General features: G+C 61.5%; 24 protein-coding genes. 22 read left to right on the top strand and 2 right to left on the bottom strand.

Features of this window, described 5'->3' with window-relative positions; genetic code table 11:
* The first annotated feature begins 6 nt into the window (after nucleotides 1-6).
* The 11 genes from PAF17_RS08510 to ggt all read left to right on the top strand — a co-directional run bounded on the left by PAF17_RS08510 (nucleotide 7) and on the right by ggt (nucleotide 9,344).
* Nucleotides 7-1,194, top strand: a complete 1,188-nt coding sequence (locus tag PAF17_RS08510; RefSeq protein ID WP_271888673.1) for a M20 aminoacylase family protein — start codon at nucleotides 7-9, stop codon at nucleotides 1,192-1,194.
* Between the two features lie 133 nt (nucleotides 1,195-1,327).
* Nucleotides 1,328-1,660, top strand: a complete 333-nt coding sequence (gene yajC / locus PAF17_RS08505) for a preprotein translocase subunit YajC (RefSeq protein WP_271888672.1) — start codon at nucleotides 1,328-1,330, stop codon at nucleotides 1,658-1,660.
* A 30-nt stretch (nucleotides 1,661-1,690) separates the two neighbouring features.
* Entirely contained in the window at nucleotides 1,691-3,355 is a 1,665-nt protein-coding gene (gene secD, locus PAF17_RS08500; RefSeq protein WP_271888671.1) for a protein translocase subunit SecD, read from the top strand.
* 1 nt (nucleotide 3,356) lies between these two features.
* Nucleotides 3,357-4,337 carry a protein translocase subunit SecF gene (gene secF, locus PAF17_RS08495; RefSeq protein ID WP_271888670.1) on the top strand — a complete coding sequence of 327 codons (981 nt, stop codon included), beginning with the start codon at nucleotides 3,357-3,359 and terminating at the stop codon, nucleotides 4,335-4,337.
* Nucleotides 4,337-4,690: an Mth938-like domain-containing protein gene (locus PAF17_RS08490; protein ID WP_271888669.1), complete on the top strand. Its 354-nt coding sequence runs from the start codon at nucleotides 4,337-4,339 to the stop codon at nucleotides 4,688-4,690. The genes secF and PAF17_RS08490 overlap by 1 nt, the downstream gene beginning before the upstream one ends.
* The gene (ccmA, locus tag PAF17_RS08485; protein WP_271888668.1) at nucleotides 4,687-5,316 is read left to right on the top strand and encodes a heme ABC exporter ATP-binding protein CcmA; all 630 of its coding nucleotides are present in this window, start codon (nucleotides 4,687-4,689) and stop codon (nucleotides 5,314-5,316) included. The genes PAF17_RS08490 and ccmA overlap by 4 nt, the downstream gene beginning before the upstream one ends.
* A gap of 46 nt (nucleotides 5,317-5,362) precedes the next feature.
* The gene (ccmB, locus tag PAF17_RS08480; RefSeq protein WP_271888667.1) at nucleotides 5,363-6,019 is read left to right on the top strand and encodes a heme exporter protein CcmB; all 657 of its coding nucleotides are present in this window, start codon (nucleotides 5,363-5,365) and stop codon (nucleotides 6,017-6,019) included.
* 42 nt (nucleotides 6,020-6,061) lie between these two features.
* The gene (gene ccmC / locus PAF17_RS08475) at nucleotides 6,062-6,787 is read left to right on the top strand and encodes a heme ABC transporter permease CcmC (RefSeq protein ID WP_271888666.1); all 726 of its coding nucleotides are present in this window, start codon (nucleotides 6,062-6,064) and stop codon (nucleotides 6,785-6,787) included.
* Nucleotides 6,784-6,927, top strand: coding sequence for a heme exporter protein CcmD (gene ccmD, locus PAF17_RS08470; protein WP_271888665.1), 144 nt, complete (start codon nucleotides 6,784-6,786; stop codon nucleotides 6,925-6,927). Before ccmC ends, ccmD begins: the two co-directional genes overlap by 4 nt.
* The gene (locus tag PAF17_RS08465; RefSeq protein ID WP_271888664.1) at nucleotides 6,920-7,462 is read left to right on the top strand and encodes a DsbE family thiol:disulfide interchange protein; all 543 of its coding nucleotides are present in this window, start codon (nucleotides 6,920-6,922) and stop codon (nucleotides 7,460-7,462) included. The genes ccmD and PAF17_RS08465 overlap by 8 nt, the downstream gene beginning before the upstream one ends.
* Before the next feature lie 70 nt (nucleotides 7,463-7,532).
* Nucleotides 7,533-9,344, top strand: a complete 1,812-nt coding sequence (gene ggt / locus PAF17_RS08460; RefSeq protein WP_271888663.1) for a gamma-glutamyltransferase — start codon at nucleotides 7,533-7,535, stop codon at nucleotides 9,342-9,344.
* A 69-nt stretch (nucleotides 9,345-9,413) separates the two neighbouring features.
* On the opposite strand, the gene acnA is transcribed toward ggt, so the two are convergent.
* A complete protein-coding gene (acnA, locus tag PAF17_RS08455) occupies nucleotides 9,414-12,185 on the bottom strand; it encodes an aconitate hydratase AcnA (protein WP_271888662.1) in 2,772 nt (923 codons plus the stop codon).
* 306 nt (nucleotides 12,186-12,491) lie between these two features.
* Here acnA and PAF17_RS08450 point away from each other — a divergent pair, with 306 nt between their 5' ends.
* Together PAF17_RS08450 and PAF17_RS08445 are read left to right on the top strand one after the other, a co-directional pair.
* Nucleotides 12,492-13,352 carry a DUF1223 domain-containing protein gene (locus PAF17_RS08450; protein ID WP_271888661.1) on the top strand — a complete coding sequence of 287 codons (861 nt, stop codon included), beginning with the start codon at nucleotides 12,492-12,494 and terminating at the stop codon, nucleotides 13,350-13,352.
* A gap of 76 nt (nucleotides 13,353-13,428) precedes the next feature.
* The gene (locus tag PAF17_RS08445) at nucleotides 13,429-14,037 is read left to right on the top strand and encodes an inner membrane-spanning protein YciB (RefSeq protein ID WP_271888660.1); all 609 of its coding nucleotides are present in this window, start codon (nucleotides 13,429-13,431) and stop codon (nucleotides 14,035-14,037) included.
* Between the two features lie 19 nt (nucleotides 14,038-14,056).
* On the opposite strand, the gene PAF17_RS08440 is transcribed toward PAF17_RS08445, so the two are convergent.
* Nucleotides 14,057-14,953, bottom strand: a complete 897-nt coding sequence (locus PAF17_RS08440) for a DUF726 domain-containing protein (protein ID WP_271888659.1) — start codon at nucleotides 14,951-14,953, stop codon at nucleotides 14,057-14,059.
* 683 nt (nucleotides 14,954-15,636) lie between these two features.
* On the opposite strand from PAF17_RS08440, the gene PAF17_RS08435 reads away from it, so the two are divergent.
* The 9 genes from PAF17_RS08435 to PAF17_RS08395 all read left to right on the top strand — a co-directional run bounded on the left by PAF17_RS08435 (nucleotide 15,637) and on the right by PAF17_RS08395 (nucleotide 26,341).
* Nucleotides 15,637-18,378, top strand: a complete 2,742-nt coding sequence (locus PAF17_RS08435; RefSeq protein WP_271888658.1) for an Rne/Rng family ribonuclease — start codon at nucleotides 15,637-15,639, stop codon at nucleotides 18,376-18,378.
* Nucleotides 18,379-18,502: 124 nt separating this feature from the next.
* Nucleotides 18,503-19,246: a cytochrome c biogenesis CcdA family protein gene (locus PAF17_RS08430; protein ID WP_271888657.1), complete on the top strand. Its 744-nt coding sequence runs from the start codon at nucleotides 18,503-18,505 to the stop codon at nucleotides 19,244-19,246.
* 130 nt (nucleotides 19,247-19,376) lie between these two features.
* Complete coding sequence (gene ftsW, locus PAF17_RS08425) at nucleotides 19,377-20,540, top strand: putative lipid II flippase FtsW (RefSeq protein ID WP_271888656.1); 1,164 nt, start codon at nucleotides 19,377-19,379, stop codon at nucleotides 20,538-20,540.
* The gene (locus PAF17_RS08420; protein WP_271888655.1) at nucleotides 20,540-21,625 is read left to right on the top strand and encodes a UDP-N-acetylglucosamine--N-acetylmuramyl-(pentapeptide) pyrophosphoryl-undecaprenol N-acetylglucosamine transferase; all 1,086 of its coding nucleotides are present in this window, start codon (nucleotides 20,540-20,542) and stop codon (nucleotides 21,623-21,625) included. Before ftsW ends, PAF17_RS08420 begins: the two co-directional genes overlap by 1 nt.
* Nucleotides 21,622-23,043 carry a UDP-N-acetylmuramate--L-alanine ligase gene (gene murC, locus PAF17_RS08415; protein WP_271888654.1) on the top strand — a complete coding sequence of 474 codons (1,422 nt, stop codon included), beginning with the start codon at nucleotides 21,622-21,624 and terminating at the stop codon, nucleotides 23,041-23,043. The genes PAF17_RS08420 and murC overlap by 4 nt, the downstream gene beginning before the upstream one ends.
* Nucleotides 23,040-23,297, top strand: a complete 258-nt coding sequence (locus tag PAF17_RS08410) for a DUF2484 family protein (protein ID WP_271888653.1) — start codon at nucleotides 23,040-23,042, stop codon at nucleotides 23,295-23,297. Before murC ends, PAF17_RS08410 begins: the two co-directional genes overlap by 4 nt.
* 74 nt (nucleotides 23,298-23,371) lie before the next feature.
* Nucleotides 23,372-24,292 (top strand): UDP-N-acetylmuramate dehydrogenase, encoded by a 921-nt coding sequence (gene murB, locus PAF17_RS08405; RefSeq protein ID WP_271888652.1) that lies wholly within the window; start codon nucleotides 23,372-23,374, stop codon nucleotides 24,290-24,292.
* Nucleotides 24,293-24,506: 214 nt separating this feature from the next.
* On the top strand, nucleotides 24,507-25,397 hold the full coding sequence (locus tag PAF17_RS08400) for a D-alanine--D-alanine ligase (protein WP_271888651.1): 891 nt from the start codon (nucleotides 24,507-24,509) through the stop codon (nucleotides 25,395-25,397).
* Entirely contained in the window at nucleotides 25,385-26,341 is a 957-nt protein-coding gene (locus tag PAF17_RS08395) for a cell division protein FtsQ/DivIB (protein ID WP_271888650.1), read from the top strand. The genes PAF17_RS08400 and PAF17_RS08395 overlap by 13 nt, the downstream gene beginning before the upstream one ends.
* Nucleotides 26,342-26,343 lie beyond the last annotated feature (2 nt).

The raw sequence follows: 26,343 nt of genomic DNA, 5'->3' as shown, positions 1-26,343 counted from the left end.
GTCCACATGCCCGTGCTGAACCGCATTGCCGCATTTTCTGACGATATGCGCGTCTGGCGCAGGCATCTCCATCGTCATCCCGAGCTTGGCTTCGAATGTCACGGGACCGCCGCCTTCGTGACCCAGAGATTGCGCGACTTTGGTGTCGACGAGATTCACGAGGGGATCGCGCAAACCGGCATCGTCGCGATTATCAACGGTCAGGGTCAGGGGCCGACGATCGGGCTGCGTGCGGACATGGATGCACTGCCCATTCAGGAACGAACCGGCGCCGAATGGGCATCAAGCATGGATGGGCGGATGCATGCCTGTGGCCATGACGGTCACACCACCATGTTGTTGGGGGCTGCGCGCTATCTGGCCGAGACGCGTAATTTTTCTGGTCGGGTTGCCCTGATCTTCCAGCCCGCCGAGGAAACCGATGGCGGGGCCGAGGTGATGGTGCGCGCCGGCATCATGCAGCGTTTCGGCATCTCGCGTGTCTTTGCGATGCATAACAGCCCGGGCGCCCCCGCAGGGCATTTGTCGACGACGCCGGGACCGATCATGGCGGCGGTGGATACGTTCGAAATTCACGTGCAGGGCAGCGGCGGGCATGGAGCAATGCCGCATCTGACCGCCGATCCGGTTGTTGCCGCGGTGTCGATCGTCAATGCGATTCAGACCATTCCCAGCCGAAATCACTGCGCGCTGGATGATCTGGTCGTGTCGGTGACGCAAATTCATACCGGCAGCACGGACAATATCGTGCCGGATACCGCCTATGTCTGCGGAACGGTGCGGACCTTCGATCCCGCGGTTCAGGACATGGTGCGACGTCGGCTGACCAGTATTTGCGAAGGGCAGGGGCTGGCCTATGACGTGTCGGTGGATCTCGACTATCAGACCAGCTATCCGGCGACCGTGAACGATCCGGCCGAGGCGGCGTTTGCAAGCGATGTCGCCCGCGAGATTGCCGGGCCTGACGCCGTGGATGACAATGTGCAGCGGCAAATGGGGGCCGAGGATTTCAGCTATATGCTGAATGCCGTGCCCGGATGCTATCTGTTTCTGGGGCAGGGCGACACTGCGTCACTTCACCACCCTGGCTATGATTTCAACGATGATGTCGCGCCCGTCGGCGCCAGCCTGTTCGCGCGGCTTGTCGAACGCGCACAGCCGTCCGGCGCGCCCGTAGCGGCGTGCCAGGACTGATTCACAAACGCGTATGTGGCCCTTGACCCGGGGGCTGTCTGCGCTTTCTTGCCAAGGGCGGGCACCGCAGATAGGTTGCGCGCCAACTAAAACTGGACCGGTGGACCCGGTCAGCCAGCCGAGAGGATAATTCATGTTCGCAACTCCCGCCTTTGCACAGGCCGCCGGTTCCGGTGGTGCGGCATCCCCCATCATGCAATTCGTTCCGCTGATCCTGATCTTTGCGATCATGTATTTCCTGATGATCCGGCCGCAGCAAAAGCGCGCCAAGCAGCATCGCGAGATGGTGGCCTCGTTGTCCAAGGGTGATCATGTCGTCACGCAAGGTGGTGTCATCGGCAAGGTGGCCTCGGTTCGCGACGACGAAATCGAGGTCGAGATCGCCCAAGGTGTCAAGGTTCGCATCGTGCGGGCAACCGTTGCCCAGGTGGTGAACAAGACCCAGCCCGTCGCGGCCAACAGCTAAGCAGACAATAACAAGAGGGCGTAAGCCGAAATGCTTCAGATCGACCGATGGAAGCGCATCCTGATCATCGGGATCTGCCTTCTGGGATTGGCTTATGCCATGCCCAACCTGTTCTACCAGCGTGTCGAGGCACATAATGATGCCGTCGCCACCATCGAGAAAACAGGCGTAACCACGCCCGAGCTGGAGGCCGCACGTGACGGTTGGCCGGGTTGGTTGCCCAACGGGTTGGTCAATCTGGGGCTGGATCTGCGCGGCGGTGCCCATTTGCTGGGCGAAGTGCAGGTCGCGCAGGTCTATAAGTCGCGCATGGATGCGTTGTGGCCCGAATTGCGCCGCGCGCTTGCCGATGAACGCGCGACCGTCGGTGCGGTCCGCCGTGTTCAGGCCCCTGAAGGGGTGCTGAAAATCGAGATCGGAAATCCTGATCAGCTGGCCCGTGCGGTCGAAATCGTGCGCGGTTTTTCGGAGCCGGTCACGACGCTGACCGGGGCCGGGCAGACCAGTCTGGCGATCGACGCGTCAGGCAGCGCGATCACGATCCAGCTGTCTGACGCCGAAAAGGCGATCACCGACGATCGCACGATACAACAAAGCCTCGAAATCATCCGCCGCCGCGTCGACGAGGTTGGAACCCGTGAACCGACGATCATGCGCCAGGGGCAGGACCGGATCCTGATCCAGGTGCCGGGCATCGGGTCGGCCGAAGAACTCAAGGCCCTGATCGGCACAACCGCGAAGCTGACATTCAATTCGGTCGTCGGCACCGGCAGTGACCCGGATGCGCGCGCCGGTATCGGACAGGTCGTTCTGCCGTCGGCGGATCAGGACGGAATTTACTATACGATCGACGAAACGCCGGTCGTGACGGGTGAGGAATTGACCGATGCCCTGCCGTCCTCGGATCAGAACGGGCTGCCGTCGGTCGATTTCCGGTTCAATCCGACAGGGGCGCGCAAGTTCGGCGCCTATACTTCGGCGAATGTCGGTCAACCTTTTGCAATCGTTCTGGATGACGAGGTGATCTCGGCGCCCGTCATCCGTCAGGCGATCACCACCGGTTCCGGACAGATTTCGGGATCGATGGATTATGAAGAGGCAAACCGCCTGGCTGTGCTGTTGCGTGCGGGGGCCTTGCCTGCCGAGCTGAACTTTCTGGAAGAGCGCACAGTAGGGCCGGAACTGGGGCAGGACAGCGTTGATGCCGGGCGCATCGCTTCGGCGGTCGGCTTTGCGGCGGTGATCGTGCTGATGGTGCTGTCCTATGGTTTGTTCGGCCTGTTCGCGGCCATTGCGCTGGCGGTCAACATGGCGTTGGTCTTCGGGGTGTTGTCGCTGATCGGGGCAACCCTGACCTTGCCGGGGATCGCGGGCATCGTGTTGACCATTGGTATGGCGGTTGACGCCAATGTGCTGGTTTTCGAACGTATCCGGGAAGAGTTGCGCACCGCGCGTGGCCCCGCACGGGCCATCGAACTGGGCTATGAGCGGGCGATGTCGGCCATTGTGGATGCCAATATCACCACATTGATCATTGCCGCGATCCTGTTCGTGCTGGGATCCGGTCCGGTCAAGGGTTTTGCCGTGACGCTGAGCATCGGCATCGTGACCTCTGTCTTTACGGCGCTTTTCGTGACGCGGCTTATCACCGTTTCCTGGTTCGAACGTGCGCGCCCGCGCCAAATTGAGGTGTAAGATGGCATTTCGTTTGAAACTGGTTCCTGCTGAAACCAAGATCGATTTCTTCCGCTGGCAATTCGTGACCTTCGGATTCTCGGCCTTGCTGTCGGTGTTGTCGGTTGTGTTCCTGCTGATGTTCGGTCTGAATTTCGGCATCGATTTCCGGGGCGGCACGACCATCCGCACCGAATCGACGCAGGCTGTTGATGTCGGCGCCTATCGTGATGCCTTGCAGACGCTGGATCTGGGCGATGTCGCGATCTCTGAGGTGTTCGATCCCACCTTTCGCGACGATCAACACGTCGCGCAGGTTCGGATCAGCGCTCAGGATAACGTGGAATCGGTCACGCCCGAGACCATCAATGCCGTCGAGGCCGCACTGCAAGAAGTCGACCCTTCGATCACCTTTCCTTCGGTCGAATCGGTCGGCCCCAAAGTGTCAGGCGAGCTGATCCAGACGGCGATTTATGCCGTGCTTGCGTCGCTGGTCGCGATCTCGATCTATATCTGGCTGCGCTTTGAATGGCAGTTCGCGATCGGGGCGATCGTGTCGCTGGTGCATGATGTGTTGATCACGATGGGTATCTTCAGCCTGTTCCAGATCAAGTTCGACCTGACCACCATCGCAGCCCTGCTGACCATCGTCGGCTATTCGATCAATGACACGGTGGTTGTCTTTGACCGCCTGCGTGAAAACCTGATGAAATACAAGAAGCGGGCGCTGCGCGACCTCATGAACCTGACGGTGAATGAAACCCTGTCGCGGACCCTGATGACGTCGGGCACGACCCTGGTTGCGCTGATTGCCCTGCTGGTGCTGGGTGGAGACGTGATCCGCAGCTTTGTGTTTGCCATCACCTTCGGCATTCTCATCGGGACCTATTCATCGGTCTACGTGGCCAAGAATGTGGTGCTTTGGTTGGGCGTCAAGCGCGACTGGTCCAAAAAGGACCCCAAGGAAGACGGCTCGCCGTTTTCGGGTGCCGAGGCTCCGTAATGGCGATGAACCCCACCGATTTCGGCGGCGCAACGGCGGTTGACGGCTATGGACCGGGCTTTTTTCGCGTGGGCGGAAAGGTTTTCCATGGCTCGGTGCTGGTGACCGCCGAAGGTGCGATGCCTTGGGGTGGCTTGCCGGATTCGGATGCGTTGCTGGCCCTGGCGGGAAAGGTGGATGTGCTTTTCCTGGGGATGGGTGAAACCATCGCCCACCCGCCAAGGGAACTGGTCGAGGCGCTGGATCATGTCGGCGTGATGGTCGAGGCCATGGCGTCGCCGACCGCCGCACGAACCTATAACGTAACACTGTCCGAGGGCCGCCGCGTTGCGTGCGCCCTTGTGCCGCTGTGACGCTGCTGCGGGTTCGCGATCTGGCCGTCGCCCGTGGCGGGATGCGGGTGGTCGAGAATGTGTCTTTCACGCTTGATGCCGGGACTGCGCTGATCCTGCGCGGCCCCAACGGGATCGGCAAGACCAGTCTTTTGCGCACCCTGGCAGGGTTGCAGCCTTCTGTTGGTGGCATGATGGAACATGCCGAGGATGCGGTGGCCTATGCGGCACATGCAGACGGGCTGAAGCCCGCCTTGACCGCTGCCGAGAATCTGAAATTCTGGTCCAGCATTTTTGGTGGCGGCGCGGTTGGGCCGGCGCTTGCGGCGATGGATCTGTTGTCATTGGCCGATCGTCCGGCGGCGTCCTTGTCTGCCGGTCAGAAGCGGCGTCTGGGCCTTGCGCGTTTGCTGGTGACGGGCCGCAGCATCTGGATGCTGGACGAGCCAACCGTGTCACTGGACGCGCACTCGGTCGCGCTGTTCGCCAAGGTCGTGCGCGATCATCTGGTGGCGGGCGGTGCGGCGATCATGGCCACGCATATCGATCTCGGGTTGTCCGAGGCCGAAACCCTCGACTTGGAACCGTTCCGCGCTCAGCCCGGCCAGATGTCCGCGCCCGCAGGGTTCAACGAGGCTTTCGCATGAGTCGGGCGGCCGTGACCTGTGGCGTGCCGGGCATGAAGGGGACAGCATGCTTGCCCTGTTGAAACGCGATCTGGTTCTGGCCACGCGGGCGGGCGGGGGCTTTGGGCTGGGCGTCGCATTTTTCCTGATTCTCTGTGCCCTTGTGCCGTTTGGCGTCGGTCCGCAGACCGAGGCGTTGCGCCCGATTGCCCCCGGAATCCTGTGGGTCGGTGCCCTGTTGGCGTGCCTGCTGTCGCTGGACCGTATCTTTGCGCTCGATCACGAAGATGGCAGCCTCGATCTGCTGGCGACGGCACCATTGCCGTTGGAGGGGGGCGTGGCCGTAAAGGCGTTGGCGCATTGGCTGACGACCAGCTTGCCGTTGATCGTCGCGGCGCCGGTATTCGGGTTGCTGCTGCACCTGCCGGGCAAGGCGGTTCCCTGGTTGATTATATCGCTGCTTGTCGGAACGCCGGCCCTGTCGGTTCTTGGCGCATTCGGGGCGGCGATCACGGTTGGGTTGCGGCGGGGCGGATTGTTGCTGTCGCTCTTGGTGCTGCCGCTTTACATTCCGACCTTGATTTTCGGAACCGAGATCGTCAGGCGGGGCATGGAGGGGGGCGACCCGATCACGCCGATGCTGTTTCTTGCCGGGATAAGCGCGGCGGTCGTCGCGCTGGTCCCTTTTGCCGCGGCGGCGGCATTGCGCGTCAACCTGCGCTGATGTGACTTGAGCCGTGCAACAGGGGGCGGTAGGGGATACGACATGTCGATCTGGAAATATGCAAACCCCGTCAAATTCATGCGCAGCAGTGGCGCGATCCTGCCATGGGTGGTTGCGGGTGCGGGCCTGTGCACCATTGGCGGTGTGCTGTGGGGGTTCCTGACACCCCAGGATTACAAGCAGGGCTCGACGGTCAAGATCGTCTTTCTGCATGTGCCGGCCGCGATGATGGCGATCAATATCTGGGTGATGATGCTGGTCGCGTCGCTGATCTGGCTGGTACGGCGCCACCATGTGAGTGCGCTGGCCGCCAAGGCGGCAGCGCCGGTGGGCGCGATCATGACCCTGATCGCACTGGCCACCGGGGCCATCTGGGGGCAACCGATGTGGGGATCATGGTGGGAATGGGACCCGCGCCTGACCAGTTTCCTGATCCTGTTTCTGTTCTATGTCGGTTATATCGCGCTGTGGTCGGCGATTGACGATGCAGACAGCGCGGCCGATCTGACCGGGGTCTTGTGCCTTGTGGGTTCGGTTTTCGCGTTGCTCAGCCGCTATGCGGTGCTGTTCTGGAACCAGGGTCTGCATCAGGGTGCCTCGCTTTCGGTGGCGCCCGGTGAACGGATGAGCGCGGTCTATCGCTATCCGCTGTATCTTTCGATGCTGGGGTTCTTGTTGTTGTTCGTGGCGCTGGTGCTGATCCGGACGCGAACGGAAATCCGCAGGCGGCGTCTTATCGCATTGCAGGCCAAAGAGGCGCGCGCATGATTGATCTGGGAAAATACGCAGGCACGGTTCTGGCGGCCTATGGCGTCTCGGCCGTGCTGTTGATCGGCCTGATCTGGCAAAGCGTCGCCGCCAATGCGCGCGCCAGAAAGGCTTTGGAAAAGCAGGAAAAGAATGGCTAGAATCTCGCCGCTTGTTGTGCTGCCACCGATGATTTTCGCATCGCTCGGGGCGTTGTTCCTGTGGGGGATGGGGCGCGATGATCCTGATGCCCTGCCTTCGACAATGGTGGGGCGCCCGGCACCGGTGGTGCCCGGAACCACGCTGGACGGCAAGACACAGCTGACCGATGCAATGCTGCGTGAACCCGGCGTCAAGCTTGTGAATTTCTGGGCAAGCTGGTGTCCGCCATGCCGCGCCGAACATCCGACCCTGACCGAGTTGTCGCGTCAGTTGCCTGTCTATGGTGTCGACCTCAAGGATCCCGAAGGCAATGCGCTGGCGTTCCTGGAACAGGATGGCGATCCTTTCCATGCCATTGCCACGGATCCCAAGGGACGGACGGCGATCGAATGGGGGGTCACGGCTCCGCCTGAAACCTTTATCATCGACGGTGAGGGCAAGGTTCTGTTTCGTTTCGCTGGTCCGATGGTGCGCGAAGACTATACCCATCGTTTCCTGCCCGAGCTGGAAAAGGCGCTGGCCGAACAGGAATGAAAACCTGACTTGCACCCAAGGTGGACCGGGATCAAACTGCCTCCATCCAAAGTTGAGGGGAGGGTTTGCCATGACACGTTTCAACCTTGTCACGGCGCTGCTGATGGGCACCGTCTGGTCGGTGCCGGCGGTCGCACAGCAGGCGACGGATGCCATTGCGCCTGAAGGCAGCAGTGAACAGGCCGAAGCTTCGGCGTTTGCCGGGCTGGGCGAGGCCGGACAGGCAGCGCTGGACAGCAAGGCACAGGGAAAACCGGTCAGTGCCGATAACTGGATGGTGACGGCGGCAAATCCGCTGGCGGTTCAGGCCGGTGCAGATGTCTTGCGGCAGGGCGGCAGCGCTGCGGATGCGATGATTGCCGTTCAGACCGTTCTTGGCCTTGTCGAACCCCAAAGCTCGGGGTTGGGCGGGGGCGCCTTTCTTGTCTGGTATGATGCGGCAAGCGGCAAGCTGACCACGTTGGACGCACGCGAGACCGCGCCAATGGCCGCGACGCCGACATATTTTCAGGACGAGAACGGCGAGCCTTTGGAATTCTATGATGCCGTGGTCGGTGGTCGTTCCGTTGGCACCCCCGGCACGCCGGCCCTGCTCGAAGCAGCGCATCGTCGTTGGGGCAAAACCAACTGGACCGCGCTGTTCGCGCCGGCGATCAAGCTGGCGCAGGACGGGTTTTCCGTATCGCCGCGCCTTGCCGGTGCTGTCGCCGATGATGCCGAGCGATTGGGCCGTTTTCCTGCCACCAAGGAGTATTTCTTTCCCGGCGGCACCGCGATTGCAGCCGGGGATACAATCGTGAACGAAGCCTATGGCGATGTCCTGCGGCGGCTGGCGGACGAGGGCAGCGATGCGTTCTACAAGGGTGCCATCGCCGAGGGTGTCGTCGAGACAGTGCGCAATGCGCAGGGCAATCCCGGATTGCTGTCCACCGAGGATCTGGCCCGCTATCGCGTGATCGAGCGCCCGGCCGTCTGCGCGCAGTATCGCGATCATGATATCTGTGGCATGGGGCCGCCGTCATCGGGCGCGCTGACCGTTGGTCAAATTCTGGGCATGCTTGGCAATTATGATCTTGCACAGCTTGGCGCCGATAATCCCGAAAGCTGGCGGTTGATCGGGGATGCGTCCAGATTGGCCTTTGCGGACCGTGGCCGCTATATGGCCGACAGCGATTTCGTGCCCGTGCCGACCAGCGGGTTGGTCGATTCGACCTATCTGGCCGAGCGGGCCGGCCTGCTGGTCGGCGACGACGCCTTGCCCGAGGTCAGTGCAGGATCACCGGGCTGGTCACACGCGATGAACTGGGGTTTGGACAACGCCATCGAATTTCCATCGACCTCACATATCTCGATCGTGGATGCGGATGGGAACGCGCTGTCAATGACCACCACCATTGAAAACGGTTTCGGGTCGCGCCTGTTCACGCAGGGTTTTCTGTTGAACAATGAATTGACCGATTTCTCGTTCACGACGCATGACGATGCCGGCTATCCGATTGCAAACCGGCTCGAGCCGGGCAAACGTCCGCGGTCGTCCATGGCGCCCAGCATCGTGATGAAGGATGACAAGCCGGTTCTGGTCATCGGGTCACCGGGTGGCAGTCGCATCATCGGGTACGTCGCCAAGGCGATCGTCGCGCATCTCGATTGGGGGATGGACATCCAGCAAGCCGTTGCCCTGCCAAATATCGTGAACCGCTTTGGCACGATGGATATTGAGGCCGGCAGCAAGTCGACCGAGCTGTCCCAGCCGCTGACCGATATCGGGTTCGAGGTGAATGAACGCGACCTTAATTCCGGCCTGCACGGAATCGCGATCACGCCTGACGGGCTGCAGGGTGGGGCCGACCCCCGGCGTGAGGGGATCGCCATCGGCGGTTAGATCCACCCCATCGCGAAAACGAAAAAACCCCCGGCATGACCGGGGGTTTTCTTTGCTGAGGCGGATTGATCAGGAGGCAGCCAGATTGCGCAGCACATAGTGCAACACGCCGCCATTGCGCAGATATTCGATCTCGACCTCGGTATCGACGCGGGCGCGCAGGGTGATCTGCTTTTCAGTGCCATCCACATATTTGATCGTGCAGGGGACCATCGCCAATGGCGCAAGATCGCCTTCCAGCCCGTCGATCGAGATCACCTCGTCGCCGGTCAGGTTCAGGGTCTTGCGGTTGTCGCCCTCGGTGAACTCGAAGGGAATGACGCCCATGCCAACCAGGTTCGAGCGATGGATCCGTTCAAACGATTCGGCGATCACCGCCTTGACGCCCAGCAGGTTGGTGCCTTTCGCGGCCCAGTCCCGTGACGAGCCGGCGCCGTATTCAACGCCACCGATTACAACCAATGGCGTGTCCTGTTCGGCATAGGCCATCGCCGCGTCATAGATGGCGGCCTGTTGGCCATCGGGCCCTTTGGTATACCCACCTTCGACGCTGTCCAGCATCTCGTTTCGGATGCGGATATTGGCGAATGTCCCGCGCATCATCACTTCGTGATTGCCGCGCCGCGACCCGTAACTGTTGAAATCGCGCGGAGAAACCTGACGCTCGGTCAGGTATTGCCCGGCAGGCGTGGTCGGCTTGAACGAGCCGGCGGGCGAGATATGGTCGGTCGTGATCATGTCGCCCAGCAACGCCATGATGCGCGCACCGTCGAGATTCTCGATCGTTCCCGGCTCCTTGGTCATGCCGCGGAAATAGGGCGGGTTCTGGATATAGGTCGAACTGGCAGGCCAGTCATAGGTTTCGCTGTCGGTGACCTCGACCGCGCGCCAGCGCTCGTCACCCTTGAAGACATCGGCGTATTTCGTGCGGAACATCTCGCGCGTGACAACGGTATCGACCAGTTCCGCGATCTCTGTCGAACTGGGCCAGATGTCTTTCAGATAGACCGGGTTGCCGTCGGGGTCGAAGCCCAGTGGCTCGTTGGTCAGGTCGATATTCATGTCCCCGGCAATCGCATAGGCGACAACCAGCGGCGGCGAGGCCAGGTAATTGGCCCGCACATCGGGCGAGATGCGGCCTTCGAAGTTCCGATTGCCCGAGAGGACCGAAACGGCAACAAGGTCATTGTCATTGACCGATTTCGAGATCTCGGGTTGCAAGGGGCCGGAATTGCCGATGCAGGTTGTGCAGCCAAAGCCGACAAGGTTAAAGCCAAGCGCGTCAAGATCTTCCTGTAGGTTGGCGGCCTTCAGATATTCCTCGACCACCTGTGAACCCGGTGCCAGCGATGTCTTGACCCAGGGTTTGCGGTTGAGGCCAAGCGCCCGGGCCTTGCGGGCAACCAATCCGGCCGCCATCAGCACATAGGGATTCGACGTATTGGTGCAGGACGTGATCGAGGCGATGACGATCGATCCGTCATGCAGTTTGTAATCTTCGCCGTCGACACTGCCGGATTTGTACCCTTCGTGATGACCGGGCAATTCGTTGGGCGCGGGCGACCCCCCCTCCGAGCTCCAGGCGCGGGTTCCGTTTCGGGTCGGTTCGGCCAGTTTGCGGGTGCCGGCGATATATTTGCGGAACTCGAATGCGGAATCGGTCAGAGCAACGTGGTCTTGCGGGCGTTTGGGGCCTGAAATCGCGGGAACGACATCGGCCTGATCCAGTTCCAGGGTCGAGCTGTAGACCGGGGCGTAATCTGCGCCGCGCCAGAACCCGTTTTCCTTGGCATAGGCTTCGACCAGAGCAATACGATCTTCGTCGCGCCCGGTTTGGCGCAGGTAGCGCAGGGTTTCGTCATCGACGGGGAAAAAGCCGCATGTCGCGCCGTATTCGGGGGCCATATTGGCGATGGTCGCGCGATCGGCCAGCGGCATATGGTCCAGACCGTCGCCATAGAATTCGACGAACTTTCCGACAACGCCGTGTTCACGCAGCATTTGCACGACCTTCAGCACAAGGTCGGTGGCCGTGACGCCCTCGGTCAGTGCGCCGGTGATCTTGAAGCCGACCACTTCCGGGATCAGCATCGAGATCGGCTGGCCCAGCATTGCGGCCTCGGCCTCGATGCCGCCGACCCCCCAACCCAGAACGGCAAGGCCGTTGACCATGGTGGTGTGGCTGTCGGTGCCGACCAGTGTATCGGGATAGGCGACTTCCTTGCCATCCTGATCCTGATCGGTCCAGACCGTCTGGGCCAGATATTCAAGGTTGACCTGATGGCAGATTCCGGTTCCGGGCGGAACCACGCGGAAATTCCGAAATGCCTTCTGACCCCATTTCAGGAACTGATACCGTTCGATATTGCGTTCATATTCGCGTTCGACATTGAATTGAAACGCCCGTGGCGTCCCGAATTCGTCGATCATCACGGAATGGTCGATGACCAGATCGACGGGGTTCAGCGGATTGATTTTCTGTGCGTCGCCGCCAAGCGCCTTGATGCCGTCGCGCATCGCGGCAAGGTCGACCACGGCGGGAACGCCTGTGAAATCCTGCATCAGGACGCGCGCGGGGCGATAGGCGATCTCGCGCGGGTTCTTGCCGCCTTTTTCCGCCCACTGGGCAAAGGCGCTGATGTCTTCAGTGCTGACGGTGCGGCCACCATCTTCAAAGCGCAGCATGTTTTCCAGAACCACCCGCAGCGCGGCGGGCAGTCTGGAGAAATCGCCCAGGCCCGCCTCGGTGGCGGCGGCGATTGAATAGTAATCGATTTTCTGTCCGCCAACCTCAAGAGAGCGGCGGGTCTTGGCGGTGTCGGTTCCGGTTTGGATGGGCATCTGGGCCTCCCTGTCTGAAAACTGGATGGGTCTGGCATGCTTCGTCCAAGCATTGCCCTATGGCGCCACCTAGCGCAAGCATACTGCCAACAGGAGTGTATGCAATGGTATACCGTTCACGATCCTGTTGCTCAGGAAGCACGGTGGTGTGTTCACGCATCGGCTAACAAAGCGTTGATTTGTTCAGGTGCGCCTGGTGCAGCTATGCAAGTTGGTATGTTCATTCGGCGCAAGATCAGTTTTGGCAGCAACGGCGTTATCGCTCGGACACATAACTTGTGCCGTGGGGCTATGGTTGCATTGTCATTGGCGATTCCCTGGGTTCCTTCGGCATTGCAGGCGCAGCAAGGTGATGGGGCGCCCGTGATTTCCGCGCCCGATGATCCGGGGCGCATGTCGCCGGATGCCATGAATTTCGCCACCGGGGGCGGGGCGTCATTCAACGGGTTCGCCTCGTCGGGGTCCGCTCCGCCGATGGATCGTATGCCGATCGCTGCAATGCCCGTGGTCGTCGAGCTGTTTACCTCGCAGGGATGTTCGTCCTGTCCCCCCGCAGATGCGATGATTGCGCGGATGTCGGATCAGCCCGGCATCCTGCCGTTGTCGTTTCATGTCGATTACTGGGACTATCTGGGCTGGACCGACAGCTTTGCTCAGCCGGAATTCACGCAGCGGCAGGAAGGTTACGCGCGCGCATCGGGCGAACGGGCCCTGTATACGCCGCAACTGATCATTGACGGGCGCGATACCGCGGTTGCCCCTGGCCCGGCGCAGGTCATGAACCTGATCGAATCGCATCGCATCGCCCCCGCAATGCTGAGCGTCCAGCGGGAAAGTACCGCAGATGGCGAGACGATCGAACTGATGCCCTTGTCAGAGCTGGGCGGACCTGTCGATGTCCTGCTGGTGCGCTTTGCGCCGGAACGGCAGGTGCAGGTGACGTCAGGGGAAAACCGCGGTCGCACGATTACCTATGTGAATGTGGTGCTTGGGTTGGACGAACTGGCCAACTGGACAGGGGAACAGCCGTTGCGCATGACGGTCCGGCCCGATGACACCAGCGGCGAACAATATCCACCCGATACCCGGCACGCCCTTTTGATCCAGCAGGAACTGGGGGATACCGAATTGCCCGGTCCGATTCTGGCGGCGATACCGCTGGACTGAGCGCGAGGCTTTGTCATTCAGCCCCTGCATACATATATATCGGGCTGATCGACCTGAACGGAAAGGCATACGGCAGATGAAAGATCAGAAACCCTGGGTGAAACCGGCCTTGGAACTGGGGCCTGTTCTTCTGTTCTTTCTGGTCTTTGTGCTCAAACGCGGTGACACCGTCACCCTCTGGGGGCAGGATTACAGCGCGTTCATATTCGCGACACTGGTTTTCATTCCGGCATTGGCCATCGCGACGTTGGTCCAGTGGCGCCTGACCGGAAAGCTGGCGCCCATGCAGATCGCCACGCTCGTTCTGGTTGTGGTGTTCGGAGGGCTTTCAGTCTGGCTGAACGATCCGCGGTTCTTCAAGATGAAGCCGACCATGATTTACATGCTGTTTGCTGCCTTGCTGGGCTTTAGCCTGCTGACTGGCAGGAACTGGTTGCAGGTGGTGTTGTCAGAGGCGTTGCCGATGGATGCAGACGGGTGGCGCAAGCTGACCCTGCGCATGGTCATTCTGTTTCTGGCGCTTGCGGTCGCGAATGAACTTGTCTGGCGCACGATGTCGGAAAACACATGGGTCTATTTCAAGACCTTTGGTCTGCCGCTGATGTTGTTTGCATTCCTGATCGCCAATGCAGGCTTGTTCAAGGCGCATGCGCTTCAGGACGGTGACAGCGACAAGCAGGGCTGATGTCAGGGCAGGGCTGATGTCAGGTGCGCATTGCTTCCAGCGTGGAGGGGGCGGCCAGCAGGCGTGACCAGCGGGGTTCGATACGTCCCGGCAGGCGCGTATGCAGCGCAGCCAAGGGCAGCGCCCAGGGCTGGCACAAGGCCGTACGATAGAATTCGAACAATCCGCGGCGCAAATAGGGCGTCCAATGCGACAAGCGCAATGGCCTGCGTTCCGTCGGGAACCCCATTTCTTCCAGCGCAGACAGGGTTTCGCCGTGGTCGATCTGCACATCGACCCAATTTCGTGCGGGCTTGTCGAGGCCAAAGCCCAATGCCTGCCGCCGACCCCGGGCCAGCCATTGTTCCAGTGCAAAATCGAACAGGTCGTTTTCACGCGAGGTGATGTTGATAATCTCGGCCCGACGGCCCGCATCCGACGTCAGCGCCAGCGCGGCGCTGTCACGAAACTCGGCGCCCGTAAGCAGGATGATGCGGCCGATGCTTCCGGGATCGGCATCATTCATTGCCTGAAGCGCGACGCGCGCCCCCAGCGAGTGGCCGATGATCGCGATCGGGCGCCGGGTCTGATCCGCCAGCCGGGAAACGATCCCCGCCAACGTCTTGCCTGCCTCGCCTGCGCGGCGATACGCGCGGCCCAGGCTGCCGCGGGCTTCCCATCCATATGCCAGCGCAAGGCCTTGCATCGGGTCACCGGTTCCAAAGCCCAAGGCGCGCGGCCAAGAGGTGGATCGGCGGCAACGCCGATCGGGATCGAGGGACAGAATGTGGCGGTGTGGGTCATGGGCTGGCTCCGAAGGTGAATAGCGATATCCGTGGACCATCACGATGATGGGCGCGCCTTCGGACAGCTTGTCGGCGGTCTGCCATAGCCGCTGTGACGGCTGGTGATGGGCATTGACCTTGACGACCGGCATTCCGGACCTCCTGAACAGCCACTTTCGGGCGATGGAATATGCCGATGTTGCGACAGAGGCGTGAAAGAACTGTTAAGGCTGCGTGAAGGCTGTTGCTGCAGGTGCGAACTATCCGCAAATTCCGTGCTTTCATGGGCTTGCGAACAAAAGTCAGACAGTTGTTGCGCGGTCGTTTGCCGCGCCGCGTCATTCCCGGCGGCTGCCGTAACGTCAGGTTCTGGAAGGCCGGGGACGGTGCCGGGCCATCAGGAAAGCGGCACGGGAATGGGGTTGGCGCGGTTTTGGCATTGAAATTTCCCCGCTACCGCCTCTATGTTGATAGGACGCGTATTGCGCCCTCAACTTGGGGTTGCCCTGCGCCATCAGTTTCGCAGCGCGGCACCTCTGGTTTCAGCCAGATCGGCAGACGATGTGCCACGCGGAAAACCCGCCTCAGGACGTGCTTGGTCGCGATCGGGGCGATGTCAGACAGTGGCCCGGTCAGTCTTCGACCGACGGGCCTTCGTAAGGAACAGACGCGATGACGCGTGCAGTGGACGGACAAGATCCCAGAGGGCAGGCCAGAGGCCGTGCCGGACTGATCTGCAGACCCATTGCCGTTTCCGCGTCCCAATCATCCAGCAGTATTCGTCATGCGGGCCAGTTGGCGCCGCCGGGCAGGATGCCGCGTGAAAGAAAAAACAATGGCAAAAAAAATGCTGATCGATGCCACCCATCCCGAGGAAACTCGGGTGGTTGTGGTCGACGGAACAAAAGTCGAAGAATTTGATTTCGAGACGGTAAACAGGCGCCAGATTTCAGGCAATATATACCTTGCCAAGGTAACGCGGGTCGAACCGTCATTGCAGGCCGCATTCGTGGATTACGGCGGCAATCGCCACGGCTTTCTGGCCTTTGCCGAAATACATCCCGATTATTACCAGATCCCCGCCGCGGATCGCGAAGCCCTGATGGCGGAAGAACGCGCCTATGCCGAGGCCCTCGAGGCCGAGGAAGCGGCGCGGCCGAAGAAATCGCGCCGCAGCCGGCCCGCGAAGGCAGAGGGCAAGGATGAAACCGTGTCGGCCGAGGTGGCTCTTCCCGAGGGGGCGGATGACGCGGCATCTGCGGGTGATCCCGTGCAATCGCAGGATGCTGATGGCGCGGCGGAACAGCCGACGAGTGACGCTGTTCCTGTTGTCACGCAGGATCAGGGCGATGCGGGTGATGATTCCGGTGACGACGCCAACACATCCGATGATGGCGAAGCGAAAGACGATTCCATCGAATCCGTCGCCGACGAGGATGTGACCGAGGAAATCCGCGCGCCCAGAAAGCCGCGGCCGCGTCGCTACAAGATCCAGGAGGTCATCAAGGTCCGCCAGATCATGCTGGTGCAGGTGGTCAAGGAAGAGCGCGGCAACAAGGGCGCCGCGCTGACGACCTATTTGTCACTGGCCGGTCGCTATTGTGTGTTGATGCCCAACACTGCCCGTGGCGGCGGCATCAGCCGCAAGATCACCAACGCCTCGGATCGCAAGAAGCTGAAGGATATTGCCTCGGAACTGGATGTGCCCAAGGGGGCAGGGCTGATCATTCGCACTGCGGGCAGCCAGCGCACCCGGACCGAGATCCGTCGCGATTATGAATATCTGCTGCGTTTGTGGGAACAGATCCGCGACCTGACCTTCAAATCCGTGGCGCCTGCCGCGATTTACGAAGAAGGCGATCTGATCAAGCGGACCATTCGCGATCTGTATTCCAAAGAGATCGACGAGGTGTTGGTCGAGGGCGAGCGGGGCTATCGCACGGCCAAGGACTTCATGAAGATGATCATGCCGTCCCATGCCAAGAACGTGAAGCATTATGGCGATCAGATGCCGCTTTTTGCCCGTTATCAGGTGGAAAGCTATCTGGGAGGCATGTTCAACCCGGTCGTGCAGCTGAAATCGGGGGGCTACATCGTCATCGGCGTGACCGAGGCGCTGGTCGCCATCGACGTGAACTCGGGGCGGGCGACGAAGGAAGGCTCGATCGAGGACACCGCGCTCAAGACCAATCTCGAGGCTGCCGACGAGGTGGCCCGTCAGTTGCGCCTGCGCGATTTGGCCGGTCTGATCGTGATCGATTTCATCGACATGGAAGAGCGCAAGAACAACACCGCCGTTGAAAAGCGCATGAAGGACCGGCTGAAATCGGACCGCGCGCGTATTCAGGTGGGTCGCATTTCGGGCTTTGGCCTGATGGAGATGTCGCGCCAGCGTCTGCGCCCCGGCATGCTGGAAAGCACGACCCAGCCCTGTCCGCATTGCCACGGGACCGGCCTGATCCGCAGCGATGACAGCCTTGCGCTGACCATCCTGCGTGCGATCGAGGAAGAGGGCACGCGCAAACGCTCGCGCGAAGTTCTGGTCAAGGCACCGGTCGCTGTGAGCAATTTCCTGATCAACGCCAAGCGCGAACATATCGCCGGTGTCGAACAGCGATATGGCATGGCTGTTCGGGTCGAGGCCGATCCGGCATTGGTATCGCCCGATTTCGTGATTGAGAAATTCAAGACGGCGACCCGTTTCGTTCCCGAAGCCTCGCAGGCGGCCTTGTCGGTCGATGCAGAGCTTATGGCTCAGATCGACGATGAAGATGATCTGCCCGAATCCGAAGAGGACAAGGATAACGTCGCTGAAAGCCGTGCCGAAAGCGCCGAGGATGACAGTGGCGAAAACGGCCGCAGCCGCCGCAGCCGCCGTCGCCGCCGCCGCCGGAAATCGGGCGATCGCAGTGATGATCATTCCGAGGCCGTGAACGCGAATGACGGTGACGTGAACGACGCTGACGGGGCCTTGGCCTCCGACGACGGCAAAGACGCTGCGCAAGATGACCGACCCGAGGGTGCTGAGGACACGAATGACCCGTCCCCTAAGGATGGCTCTGCCGAGGTGAAGTCCGAGGAGCAGTCATCGGAAACACCCAAGGCAAAATCCCGCAGCCGCAGTCGCAGCCGCAAGCCCAAGGCGAATCCGCAACCCGCACCTTTGCCCGAGGTGGTGGATCTGCGCGATCAGGCGGATGACAGCGCGGCTGAGGCATTGCCGGGGGTGAATCAAGGTTACGACAACGCTGCCTCTGACAAAGCGGCGGAGAAGGTCGAGGATGGCCCGCTGAAAGCACCGGTTGATCAGGTTGAGGCCGGGCAGGATGCTGCCGCGCGCGATGCGGTGGAAACCGGAACCATTGATCCGGCACCGTCGCAATCTGCCTCCGGCCAGGAAGAAGCTGTTGTTGCCGAGACCGCCGAACCTGCAGATGTTGCAACCTTGGAACCGGCGCCCGAGCCAACGCCCGAACCGGTGGTTCGGGAAAGCGCCAATGACATGGCCGAGCCCGCGGCGGCCAAGGCACCCGAAGCCAAGCCCAAGCGCCGTGGCTGGTGGTCGGCAGGCCGCTGAGCCCGGGGCAACTGATTGAACGGAACGGGCGTGGCAAAGGCTGCGCCCGTTTTTCTTTGCCACCCACGCAAGCGTGACGAAATGCCCTCTGTTGCCTGACGGGATAACGGGTAATCTGCGCGACATGTTTGGAATCGAACTCGCCACCGCCGCTTTTCTGCCCGCCGCCTTTATCGCGATGCTCGCGGGGGTCCTGTCGTTTCTTTCGCCCTGTGTGTTGCCGATCGTGCCGCCTTACCTGGCCTATATGACCGGTGTCGGGGTGAATGGCCTGAAAACGGGCGAGCGCAGCGCCGTTCTGCCGGCCATCTTCTTCGTGATGGGGCTGTCCACGGTGTTCCTGATCATGGGATTTGCCGCCTCGGCGTTCGGGCGCGCATTTCTGCAATATCAGGATCTTTTGTCCAAGGCTGCCGGGGTGGTGGTCATGGTCATGGGGCTGCATTTCCTGCACATATTCCGCATTCCGTTTCTTGACCAAGAGGCCCGGCTCGAAGCGGGGCAACAGGGCGGGGGTGCCGTTGGCGCATATGTGCTTGGGCTTGCCTTTGCCTTTGGATGGACCCCCTGCATCGGCCCGCAGCTTGGCATGATCCTGTCCTTGGCGGCGGCAGGTGGGGAAATGTCGCGGGGCACGGCGTTGCTGGCGGTCTATGCGCTTGGCCTCGGGATTCCGTTTTTGCTGGCCGCGATTTTCATCAAGCGAGCCGTCGGGCTGATGAATCGGATCAAGCCATATCTCAAGACGATCGAGCGAGTGATGGGGGTGTTGCTTGTCGTGGTCGGCCTGATGCTGGTGACGGGCGCGTTTTCGACCTTTTCCTATTGGCTGCTGGAAACCTTTCCCGCGCTGGCGACTTTGGGCTGATAGGCAATGATGCCCACGGCCTTGTGTGTTCAGGCCTGAATAGACGGTGGCGCGATGGTGAAAATCGCGCTATCCTAAGTGCCAGATCCGGAAAACCGGACAGAGCAGAGGCAGTGACGGCGGTATCCCCATGACCGAGATGGTCTTTGGCACCACGCCCGTGCGGGCGGGTGACCCGATTCTTCCACGTTGGTGGCGAACACTTGATAAATGGTCGCTGGCCTGTGTGCTGGGGCTGTTCACGATCGGCTTGCTTCTGGGCTTGGCGGCGTCGGTGCCCTTGGCAGAAAAAAACAATCTGCCGCGTTTTTATTATGTCCAACGTCAGGCCGTGTTCGGCGGTATGGCGCTGTGCGTGATGCTGGTCATTTCGATGCTGTCTCCGCGACAGATTCGCCGGATCGGTGTGCTGGGCTTTCTGCTGTCTTTTGCCCTGATCGTTGCATTGCCGTTCATAGGCACGGATTTCGGCAAGGGCGCGACGCGCTGGCTTAGCCTTGGGTTCGTGTCCTTGCAGCCATCCGAATTTCTCAAGCCCGGTTTTGTCGCGCTTTGTGCGTGGTTCATGGCAGCCAGCCAGGAGGTCGGGGGACCGCCCGGCAAGATCTATTCGTTCTTTGCCCTGGTCGTCATCGTCATGCTGCTGGCCTTGCAACCCGATTTCGGCCAGGCCTCTTTGGTGCTGTTTTCCTGGCTTGTGATGTATTTCGTGGCCGGAGCGCCGATGATCTTGCTGCTGGGCGTTGCCGGACTGGCCATTGCCGGCGGGTTCTTTGCCTATGGCGCATCCGAGCATTTTGCACGCCGCATCAACGGTTTTCTGTCCCCTGACATCGATCCGCGCACCCAGATCGGATATGCAACGAACGCGATTCAGGAAGGCGGGTTCTTTGGCGTAGGTGTCGGCGAGGGTACGGTGAAGTGGTCGTTGCCTGACGCGCATACCGATTTCATCATCGCCGTCGCCGCCGAGGAATATGGCCTGATCATGGTCCTGGCGATCATCACGCTTTACTGCACCATCGTTGTCCGCTCTTTGCTGCGGTTGTTGAAGGAACGCGATCCGTTCGTGCGCATTGCCGGAACCGGTCTTGCCTGCGCCTTTGGGGTGCAGGCCCTGATCAACATGGGCGTTGCGGTGCGCCTGCTGCCCGCCAAGGGCATGACCCTGCCTTTCGTCAGCTATGGGGGGTCGTCGGTGATTGCATCCGGAATTGCGTTGGGGATGTTGCTGGCACTGACGCGCACCCGCCCTCAGGGCGAGATGGCTGAAATTCTGCGGCGGAGACGTTGATGGCCAAGCGACTTGCATTGATTGCTGCCGGGGGGACCGGTGGACATATGTTTCCTGCGCAGTCGCTGGCAGAACTGCTGTTGGCAGAAGGCTGGCGGGTCCGGCTTTCGACCGATGACCGGGGCGCGCGCTATGCGGGCGGTTTTCCCGATCAGGTCGAGCGCAGCATTGTCAAATCGGCCACGACCGCACGGGGCGGTGTCGCTGGAAAGCTAGGCGCGCCATTCAAGATCGCGGCTGGCGTGTTGGCTGCGCGCGCCGAGTTTCGCAAGGATCGCCCCGCCGTCGTGATCGGCTTTGGCGGCTATCCGACAATTCCCGCAATGGCGGCCGCGCTGAGCATGGGTTTGCCGCGCATGATTCATGAGCAGAACGGCGTGATGGGGCGGGTCAATCGCCTGTTCGCGCGACGGGTGCATCGTGTGGCCTGTGGGACCTGGCCGACCGAATTGCCCGCCGGTGTCGAAGGCGTCCACACCGGCAACCCGGTGCGCAATGCCGTTCTGGGGCATGCTTCTGCGCCCTATCAGGCGGCGGGCGATGGTGATGTACATCTGCTGGTGATCGGTGGCAGCCAGGGGGCGCGGGTGTTGTCGGATGTGATCCCGGCGGCGATTGCGGGCCTACCTGATACGTTGCGGGCAAGGCTGCATGTCAGCCACCAGGCGCGGGCCGAAGATGGCGAGCGCGTGATCCGGGCCTATCAACAGGCCGGGGTGCGGGCCGAGGTCGAGCCATTCTTTACCGATGTTCCCGATCGGCTTGCCCGTGCGCAATTGGTCATCAGCAGGTCTGGGGCGTCTTCGATCGCCGATATCTGTGTGGTCGGACGTCCAGCGATGCTGATTCCCTTTGCGGCCGCGACAGGGGATCATCAGACCGCCAATGCCCGCGCGCTGGAATCGGCGGGGGCGGCGCAAATCTATCCGGAAGCAGGGCTTGACCCGGAACGGATGACGCGCGACATCCGCGCGATCCTGGAACAACCGGCGCAGGCCAGGGCGATGGCCCAGGCGGCGTTGGCACTTGGCCGGCCCGATGCGGCCCGGCGCCTTTATGAATTAGTCACGGAGATAGCGAAATGAATGCCGCGACCAAACTGCCCCATGAACTGGGGCCGATCCATTTCGTCGGCATCGGTGGTATCGGCATGTCGGGGATTGCCGAGGTGCTGCTGACCCTTGGCTATCAAGTGCAGGGCAGCGACCTGAAGCGTTCCAAGATCACGGATCGGCTGGCCGAACTGGGGGCTACCATTTTCGAAGGTCAAAGCCAGGAAAATATCGGGGCCGCCGGTGTTGTCGTGATCTCGACCGCGATCAAGAAGGGCAACCCCGAATTGGAAGAGGCCCGCCGTCGTGGCCTGCCCGTGGTGCGCCGCGCTGAAATGCTGGCCGAACTGATGCGGATGAAATCCAACATCGCGATTGCCGGAACGCATGGCAAGACGACGACGACCACGATGGTTGCCACGCTGCTGGATGCAGGCGGCATCGATCCGACCGTGATCAATGGCGGCGTCATTCACGCCTATGGTTCGAACGCAAGGGCGGGCGAGGGCGAATGGATGGTTGTCGAGGCCGATGAATCCGACGGCAGCTTCAACCGCTTGCCCGCTGATATCGCGATCATCACGAATATCGACCCCGAGCATATGGAACATTGGGGCAGTTTTGATGCGCTGCGTCAGGGTTTTTACAACTTTGCCTCGGGCGTGCCGTTTTACGGGCTGGCCGTCTGCTGCACCGACCACCCGGAAGTTCAGGCACTGGTCGGCAAGCTGACCGATCGCCGCGTCGTAACCTTTGGGTTCAACGCGCAGGCCGATGTGCGCGCCATCAATCTGCATTATGCCAAGGGGATCGCGCATTTCGACGTGGCGCTGCAGGGTGAAAGCGATGCCGAAAATGTCGAGGTGATCGAGGGTTGCACCCTGCCGATGCCGGGCGATCACAACGTGTCGAATTGTCTGGCGGCGGTGGCCGTAGCGCGTCATCTGGGCATGAAAAAGGCAGAAATTCGCGATGCGCTGGCCAAGTTCGGCGGGGTGGGGCGGCGTTTCACCCGCGTCGGAGAGGTCGGTGGCGTGACCATCATCGACGATTATGGCCATCACCCGGTGGAAATCGCCGCCGTGTTGAAGGCCGCGCGTCAGGCCACCGAGGGCCGGGTCATCGCGGTGCATCAGCCGCACCGCTTTTCGCGCCTGGCATCTTTGTTCGATGATTTCTGCACCTGTTTCAATGAAGCCGACGTCGTTGCGATTTCTGATGTGTATGCGGCGGGTGAGGATCCGATTGCCGGGGCCGGGCGCGATGATCTTGTTGCCGGGCTGATCGCCCATGGGCATCGCCATGCACGCGCGATCCTGTCCGAGGACGATCTGGAACGGCTGGTCCGTGAACAGGCGCGTCCCGGCGATATGGTCGTGTGCCTGGGGGCGGGCACGATTTCGGCCTGGGCGAACGGGTTGCCGGCGCGCTTGCAAGGGAAGGCGGCGTGACCTCGGTCCAGATCATAGCCTTGGGCATGTCCTGCGCGTGGTTGATCCTGGCGATCGCCTTGCCGCGGCGGGGCGAGGTTGGCGACCTGCGGGTGTTCTGGGGGTTGATCGCGTTTGGTGTGCCGGTTCTGGGTCTTGTGACGCTGAACTGGGGCCCGATGGCGGGCGCGGCGGGGTTCGCGCTGGGGCTGGCGCTGTTGTTGCGACCGCCACGGCAACAGCGGCAGGATGGCGGCATTGCGCCGCTGGAATGATCCGGGAATGATCGGGACGTGACTGGCCACCCGTGTATATTGACGCCGGTTGGCGGGCTGGATACCTGAACTTCATGACAGAACAGCTTCCTGCTCCTCGTGGAGCGTTGACCGAGAATCGTCCGCTGGACAGCCTGACCTGGTTGCGGGTCGGGGGTCCGGCCGATTGGTTGTTTCAACCCGCGGATCCACAGGATCTTGGCGATTTCCTGTCGGGGCTGGATCCGGCGGTTCCGGTGTTTCCCATGGGGGTCGGCAGCAACCTGATCGTGCGTGATGGCGGAATCCGGGGTGTCGTGATTCGCCTGGGACGGGGGTTCAATGCGATTGCGATCGAAGGCGATACCGTGACGGCGGGCGCCGCCGCGCTGGATGCCCATGTCGCAAGACGGGCGGCGGATGCCGGGCTGGACCTGACCTTCCTGCGCACGATTCCCGGCAGTATCGGCGGCGCGGTCCGCATGAATGCCGGCTGCTACGGTTCCTATGTCGCCGATCACCTCGTGTCTGCACAGGCCGTCACGCGCCAGGGCAATACGGTCACACTGACACCAGAGGACCTGGAATTCGGGTATCGCCATTCGAGCCTGGCTGATGGTTGGGTGCTGACCGGGGCGACCTTTCGCGCCACGAGGGCCGAGCCAGAGGATCTGCATGCACGCATGGCTCAGCAATTGGCCAAGCGCGATGCGACCCAGCCGACCAGGGATCGCAGCGCAGGATCGACCTTCCGCAACCCTGCGGGTTTCAGTTCGACCGGGCGCGCCGATGATACGCATGACATGAAAGCCTGGTCGCTGATCGATGGTGCGGGCCTGCGTGGTCATCGGCTGGGTGGTGCCCAGATGTCTGAAAAACATCCGAACTTCCTGCTGAACGCCGATAATGCCACTGCCGCCGATCTCGAGGCTTTGGGCGAGCTGGTCAGAAAACGCGTGCAGGAAAGCAGCGGTCATCTGTTGCAATGGGAAGTCATCCGCATCGGTGACAGTTGACAGGCACCATGCCGGGTTCCCTGACCCATAAATCGCGTCAGCGGCGAAAATTGTTCTTTTGTGATCTGCGCTTTACGGGTATCTTTGCGACACAGGGCGCAGAGCCGGGAACAACCCGGTCGCGCGACAGATGAAAGGTCCGGGCAAGCCGGGCGCGAAAGGCACAAAAGTGGCGGGCAGGTCGAGCAGGACAGCCCACACCGTTGCAGTTCTGATGGGTGGTCCCTCTGCCGAGCGCGAGGTGTCGCTGTCATCGGGGCGTGAATGCGCGAATGCGCTGCGGGTGGCGGGCTATCAGGTAACCGAGATTGAACTCGGGGCGGATCGCGGCGAAGATTTCGTCGCACGCCTTTCGGCGTTGCGTCCCGATGTGGTCTTCAATGCGCTTCATGGTCGCTGGGGCGAGGATGGCTGCGTTCAGGGTATCCTTGAATGGCTGGGGCTGCCTTATACCCATTCCGGGGTGCTGGCCTCGGCAATGGCGATGGACAAGACCGTCGCCAAGCAGGCGTTTCGCGATGCCGGTCTGCCCGTGGTCGAAAGCGTGATTGCCGATGCCGCCGAGGTGTCGCGCCGGCATGTCCTTGCGCCGCCCTATGTGGTGAAACCCAATGACGAAGGTTCGTCTGTCGGGGTCTATATCGTTCATGACGGTGCGAATCAGCCGCCCCAACTGTCCGATTCGATGCCGGACAGGGTGATGGTTGAAACATTCGCACCGGGGCGCGAACTGACCACCGCCGTTCTGGGGGCGCGCGCGCTTGGAGTCACCGAAATCCTGACGGATGGCTGGTATGATTATGACGCGAAATACACCGTGGGTGGATCCCGGCATGTCATTCCCGCGCAAGTGCCCGATGACATCAGGGATGCTTGTCTGGATTATGCGGTGCGCGCGCATGATGCGCTTGGCTGCAAGGGTCTGTCGCGCACAGATTTCCGCTGGGATGAAAGTCGCGGCCTTGCCGGGTTGATTCTGCTTGAGGTGAATACCCAGCCGGGCATGACGCCGACATCTTTGGCGCCCGAGCAGGCGGCGCATGCGGGGCTGGACTTTCCGGCATTGATGCGCTGGATGGTGGAGGATGCGCTGTGCCAGTCGTGATCGATCACCGCCCGCCCCGTCGCCCCGAAGTTGACGCCGCCCAACCGCCGCGCATTCGGCGTGATCCGGCCCCGTCGCGGTTGAAATACCGGTTGGAGCGAATGTGGCTGAAGCCACTTTATCGCCGGATCGTCCGGGTCGGCGTGCCGGCCTTTCTGGTGGCGATGACCGCGGGGGTCTGGCTGGCAAATGAAGATCGCCGCGCCGCGCTGAACGACGGCATTTCGGGGGTGATCGACAAGGTTCAAAGCCGCGAGGAATTTCAGGTCCGCATGATGACAGTCGAAGGCGCAAGCCCGGTTGTCGACAAGGCATTGCGGGCGATGCTGCCGGTCGATCTTCCCGCCTCGAGCTTTGATATCGATCTGCCGGCGTTGCGATTGCAGGTGATGCAGCTTGACGCGATCGAAAGCATTGATCTGCGGATCAAGCCCGGCGGCATTCTTTCGGCTGTCGTGACCGAACGAGAACCGGCCTTGCTGTGGCGGCACCGGCGCGGCATCGAGATCCTGGATGAAAATGGTCACCGCGTCGCCAGTGTGACCGCACGTGATGTCCGCCCCGATTTGCCCCTGATTGCGGGCGAGGGCGCCGACCTGGTCACGCAAGAGGCTTTGGCGCTGTTGGATGCCGCGGGCCCGATCCTGCCCCGTGTTCGCGGTCTGGTCCGGCAAGGGGAACGGCGCTGGGATCTGGTTCTGGATTATGACCAACGGATCATGCTGCCGGCCGAGGGTGCGGTGATCGCCCTCGAGGCGGCCATGACCCTGAATCGCAGCGAAGACATGCTGGGTCGTGACATCAAGGTCGTCGATCTGCGCGATCCTTCGCGTCCGGTGCTGCGACTGGGGCTGGATGCGCGCAACACTGTGCGGCTGGCGCGCGGCTTGCCGGCGCTGGGACCGGACGGGAATGTTCTTGACGAGGGCAAGAAGGGGGGCTGAGT

It is taken from the genome of Paracoccus onchidii, from assembly GCF_028294535.1.
In the GTDB taxonomy this organism is placed as follows: Bacteria; Pseudomonadota; Alphaproteobacteria; order Rhodobacterales; family Rhodobacteraceae; genus Paracoccus; species Paracoccus onchidii.
The sequence above is the reverse complement of the archived record's forward strand: the minus strand, read 5'-3'. Positions and strand labels throughout refer to the sequence as shown.

Excerpts from the sequence above, each read along its gene's own strand:
- PAF17_RS08510 (WP_271888673.1), top strand. The coding sequence starts at position 7 with ATGCCCGTGCTGAACCGCATTGCCGCATTTTCTGACGATATGCGCGTC.
- yajC (WP_271888672.1), top strand. The coding sequence starts at position 1,328 with ATGTTCGCAACTCCCGCCTTTGCACAGGCCGCCGGTTCCGGTGGTGCG.
- secD (WP_271888671.1), top strand. The coding sequence starts at position 1,691 with ATGCTTCAGATCGACCGATGGAAGCGCATCCTGATCATCGGGATCTGC.
- secF (WP_271888670.1), top strand. The coding sequence starts at position 3,357 with ATGGCATTTCGTTTGAAACTGGTTCCTGCTGAAACCAAGATCGATTTC.
- PAF17_RS08490 (WP_271888669.1), top strand. The coding sequence starts at position 4,337 with ATGGCGATGAACCCCACCGATTTCGGCGGCGCAACGGCGGTTGACGGC.
- ccmB (WP_271888667.1), top strand. The coding sequence starts at position 5,363 with ATGCTTGCCCTGTTGAAACGCGATCTGGTTCTGGCCACGCGGGCGGGC.
- ccmC (WP_271888666.1), top strand. The coding sequence starts at position 6,062 with ATGTCGATCTGGAAATATGCAAACCCCGTCAAATTCATGCGCAGCAGT.
- ccmD (WP_271888665.1), top strand. The coding sequence starts at position 6,784 with ATGATTGATCTGGGAAAATACGCAGGCACGGTTCTGGCGGCCTATGGC.
- PAF17_RS08465 (WP_271888664.1), top strand. The coding sequence starts at position 6,920 with ATGGCTAGAATCTCGCCGCTTGTTGTGCTGCCACCGATGATTTTCGCA.
- ggt (WP_271888663.1), top strand. The coding sequence starts at position 7,533 with ATGACACGTTTCAACCTTGTCACGGCGCTGCTGATGGGCACCGTCTGG.
- acnA (WP_271888662.1), bottom strand. The coding sequence starts at position 12,185 with ATGCCCATCCAAACCGGAACCGACACCGCCAAGACCCGCCGCTCTCTT.
- PAF17_RS08445 (WP_271888660.1), top strand. The coding sequence starts at position 13,429 with ATGAAAGATCAGAAACCCTGGGTGAAACCGGCCTTGGAACTGGGGCCT.
- PAF17_RS08440 (WP_271888659.1), bottom strand. The coding sequence starts at position 14,953 with ATGCCGGTCGTCAAGGTCAATGCCCATCACCAGCCGTCACAGCGGCTA.
- PAF17_RS08435 (WP_271888658.1), top strand. The coding sequence starts at position 15,637 with ATGGCAAAAAAAATGCTGATCGATGCCACCCATCCCGAGGAAACTCGG.
- PAF17_RS08430 (WP_271888657.1), top strand. The coding sequence starts at position 18,503 with ATGTTTGGAATCGAACTCGCCACCGCCGCTTTTCTGCCCGCCGCCTTT.
- ftsW (WP_271888656.1), top strand. The coding sequence starts at position 19,377 with ATGACCGAGATGGTCTTTGGCACCACGCCCGTGCGGGCGGGTGACCCG.
- PAF17_RS08420 (WP_271888655.1), top strand. The coding sequence starts at position 20,540 with ATGGCCAAGCGACTTGCATTGATTGCTGCCGGGGGGACCGGTGGACAT.
- murC (WP_271888654.1), top strand. The coding sequence starts at position 21,622 with ATGAATGCCGCGACCAAACTGCCCCATGAACTGGGGCCGATCCATTTC.
- murB (WP_271888652.1), top strand. The coding sequence starts at position 23,372 with ATGACAGAACAGCTTCCTGCTCCTCGTGGAGCGTTGACCGAGAATCGT.
- PAF17_RS08400 (WP_271888651.1), top strand. The coding sequence starts at position 24,507 with ATGGGTGGTCCCTCTGCCGAGCGCGAGGTGTCGCTGTCATCGGGGCGT.